The 4,188-nt window shown below is 71.8% G+C and carries 1 protein-coding gene; it reads left to right on the forward strand.

Features of this window, described 5'->3' with window-relative positions:
- On the forward strand, positions 1-4,188 hold a 4,188-nt coding region (locus tag LXT23_RS49420), incomplete at both ends, for an AAA family ATPase (protein WP_253987546.1).

Here is a 4,188-nt window from a genome sequence, read left to right on the forward strand (position 1 = left end):
CGCTGCTGGCGGACCTCTTGGAAGCGCGGCGCCGGCAGGCGTCCGGGGCCATGGGCTCGTTCGAGCTGGGGCGGGTGGACCTGGCGCGGCAGCTGTCGTTTCCGGACAAGCTCTACGGGCGGGAGCGTGAGCTGCTGCGGCTGCGCGAGGCCCTGGAGCGGGTGCGCAGGGGCGCCAGCGAGGGCGTGCTGCTGGTGGGTGAGGCGGGCATCGGCAAGTCCGCCCTCGTCCAGCAGCTGCGCCGCCGCGCCGCGCCCGGAGAGCTCTTCCTCGGCGGGAAGTTCAACCAGCTCCAGGGCAACGTGCCCTACGCCGCCTTCAAGGAAGCCTTCCGCGACCTCATCCCCGGGCTGCGGGCGCAACCTCCCGAGGTCCGCGACGCCTGGCGGCGCCGGCTGCTGAAGGCGCTGGGGCCCAACAGCCGCGTCATCGGCGACATCGTGCCGGAGCTGGAGGAGCTGCTGGGCCCGCAGCCGGCGCCCCTCCGGCTGGAGCCGGTGGGCACATCGGGACGCCTCCACTTCGTCTTCCAGGCCTTCGTCCAGGCGCTCGCGTCCGCCGAGCACCCGCTGGTGCTCTTCCTGGACGACCTGCAGTGGGCCGACCCGGGCTCGCTCCAGCTGTTGAAGGCGCTGGCCATGGACCCGGACTCGCACCACGTCCTGCTGGTGGGCGCGTACCGGCCCCGGAAGGTCGGCCCGGGCCATCCGCTCACGCTGCTGCTGGAGGTGCTTCGCGAGGCACGGGCCATGCCCCTGGAGACGCTGGAGCTGGCCGCGCTGGAGCTGCCCGCCATCACCGCGCTCTGCGAGGACACCTTCCGCGGTGGGCCCGAGCGCGCGCGCCCGCTGGCCGAGCTCGTGCTGCGCAAGACGGCGGGCAACCCCCTCTTCATCACCCGCTTCCTCCGGCTCCTGCACCAGTCCGGCCTGCTCGTCTTCGACCTCGACAGCGGCACGTGGCGCTGGGAGCTGGCCCGCCTGGAGAAGGTGGAGGTGACGGAGAACGTGGTGGAGCTGATGATGGCCACCATCCGCCGCCTTCCCGAACGGGCCCAGTACGCGCTGAAGGTCGCCGCGTGCCTGGGAGACCGCGTGGAGCTGGGGCTGCTGTCCGCGCTGGTGGGAGGAGAAGCCGAGGGGGGCGCGGCCCCGGCGGTGTGGAGCCTGCTGCGCGAGGGGCTGCTCCTGCCGGAGCAGGACGGCGCGCGCGCGCCTCGCGGCAATGGCACGCCCTCGGGACAGGACGCCATCTACCGCTTCGCGCACGACCGCGTCCGGCAGGCCGCGTACTCGCTGCTCACCGAGGACGAGCGACGAGACCTCCACTACGAGGCGGCGCGCCGGCTGCTCCAGGGCGCTACCGCGGCGGAAGTCGAGGAGCGCCTCTTCGCGGTGGTGGACCACCTGCACCTGGGCCTGCCCCAGCCGGGAGGCGAGGTGGAGGGCCTGGAGCTGGCGGAGCTCCACCTGCGCGCGGGCCTCAAGGCCAAGGCGGCGTCGGCCTTCGGCGCGGCGCTGGTGTACCTGCTGCGCGGCGTCGCGCTCGTACCCCGCGCGCAGTGGCCCGAGCGCCGCGAGCAGGTGTTCCGCCTGCACCAGGAAGCGGCGGAGTGCGCCTACTTCTCGGGAGACCCCGGGCTGGCCGGGGAGCTGGTGCGGACCGCCCTGGAGCACGCGCCCTCGCACCTGGAGAAGGTGGGCCTGTACTGCCTGCAGGTCCTCGCCCACACCTTGAAGGGAAGCCACCTGGAGGGGCTCCAGTGGGGGCGCGAGGGGATGCGGCTGCTGCGGATGGAGCTGCCGGAGCAGGACTTCGCCCCGGCGCTCGCGGCCGAGCTGGCCGAGGTGCCGGTGAACCTGCGGGGCCGCACGCCGGCGGAGCTGCTGACGGCGCCCAGGATGGAGGACCCCGAGCAGCTCGCCTGCGTGCGGCTGCTGTCCGAGCTGGACAACGCGGCCTTCTTCATCGACCCGGTCCTCTTCGCGCTCATCAACACGCGCGCCCTCAACCTCACGCTGAAGCACGGCAACTCGCCCTGGGCGCCCGTGGTGTACTCGTGTCACGCGATGATGGTGTCCGTGCGCGGTGGGGACGTCACCACCGGCCATGCCTTCGCCACCATGGCGGCGGAGCTGGCGCGGCGGCAGGCAGACCCGCGCCAGGAGTGCAGGGCCATCATCTCCCTGCTCCAGCTCAACCACTGGCGGGCTCCGCTGCGCACCAGCCTGCTGCTGGCCCGCCGGGGCATGGCGGCGGGAATCGCCGGAGGAGACCTGCAGTTCGGGGGCTTCACGCTGTCCATCCTCATGAGCACCGAGTTCTCGATGGGGGCCGAGCTGGCCCGCGTGCTCGGCACCCTCGACTCCTGCCTTGCCTTCTCCCGCAAGTCCGGCGTGCCGTCCCTGCGGGACTCGGTGGTCTTCTTCCGGCAGGCCATCCGCGCCCTCCAGGGCCGCACCCACCAGCATGCACGCTTCGACGACGACGACTTCGACGAGAAGGCCGTCGTCGACTCGGGACGGCTGGCCCCCCTCTACCGCTTCACCCACGGGATGCTGCGCGTCCTGGTCGCGTACCTGCTGGGCGACTTCGACGAAGCGTTGAGGATGTCCCGGCAGACCGAGCCCTTCGCGCCCTTCACCCAGGGCTCCTACCGCGTGGTCGACTTCAACTTCGCGACCTCGCTGACGCTGGCGGCACGTGGAGGCACGACTTCCGAGGAGCGGGCCGACGCCATGGCCCGCATCGCCGCCAACCAGCAGCAGCTCGCCGCGTGGGCGGAGAGCTGTCCGGAGAACTTCCGCCACAAGCACCAGCTCGTCGCCGCGGAGGTCGCCCGCCTCGAGGCGCGCCCCCTGGACGCCATGACCCTCTATGACAGCGCCATCGAGGGCGCTCACGCAGAGGGCTTCCTCCAGGACGAGGCCCTGGCGCACGAGCTGGCCGGGCGCTTCTACCACTCGCTGGGCCGCAAGCGCTTCGCCGCCCTGCACCTGCGCTCCGCGCTGGAGACGTATGCGCGCTGGGGCGCGTGGGCCAAGGTGTCCCTGCTGGAGGAGGAGTTTCCCGACCTCAAGTCCGCTGGCGGCAGGACCTGGAGCGAGCCTGCCTCCACGGGCATGCCGTCCAGTGTGCCGGATGCGTCTCTGGACCTGCTCAGCCTGCTCAAGGCGTCGGAGACGCTGGTGGGCGAGGTGGTGCTGGACCGGCTGATGGAGAAGCTGATGGCCGTCTGTCTGGAGGCCGCCGGTGCCACGCGCGGCGCGCTGGTGCTCAACGAGGCGGGCACCCTCGTGGTGCGCGCCGAGGGCGCCGTCTCCGAGCCCGTCAGCCTGGAGCACACCCCGCTGACCTCCGCGAGCACCGTTCCCGGCTCGGTCGTGGAGCACGCCAGTGCGACGGGCGAGACGCTCGTGCTGGCCGACGCCGCCCACCAGGGCCGCTTCGTCGCCGACCCCTGCGTGGTGCGCCGCTCCATCAAGTCCGCCCTCGCCGTCCCCATCCAGCGTCAGGCCCGCACCGTCGGCGTGCTCTACCTGGAGAACGAGCTGGCCACCCGCGCCTTCACTCCCGAGCGCGTCGGTGTGCTGCGCGCCCTCTCCTCCCAGCTGGCCATCTCCCTGGAGAACAGCCAGCTCTTCGAGCAGCTCAAGGTGGAAGTCCAGGAGCGCCGCCGCGCCGAGGCCGCCGTGCGCTTCCTCGCCGACTCCGGCCTGGTGCTGGCCGAGTCGCTCGACGTGGAGCTCATCCTCAGCCGCACTGCCCGTCTGGTGGTCCCCTTCCTCGCCGACTGGTGCATGTTCACCCTCTTCGAGGAAGAAGACCGCATCCGCATGCTTCCCATCACCCATGCGGACCCGGAGAAGGAAGCCCGCCTCCGGAGGATTCAGGAGAAGTACCCGGTCGACTGGAACTCACCGCCCGGCATCATCCGCGCCTTGAGGACGGGCCAGCCCGTGCTGCGCAGGGAAGTCAGCCCCGCCGTTCTCGCCGAGCACAGCCATGGTCCGGAGTATGTGGAGCTGATGCGGTCGCTGGGTACGAAGACCGCCATGCATGTGCCGCTCATCGCACGCGGCAAGACGCTGGGCGTCATCACCCTCGTCTGCGAAGTCCCCAGGCGCTACTACGACGAGGCGGATTTGGAGCTGGCCCAGGAGCTGGCACGCCGCACCGCCGTCTGCA

The organism is Pyxidicoccus xibeiensis (assembly GCF_024198175.1).
GTDB lineage: Bacteria > Myxococcota > Myxococcia > Myxococcales > Myxococcaceae > Myxococcus > Myxococcus xibeiensis.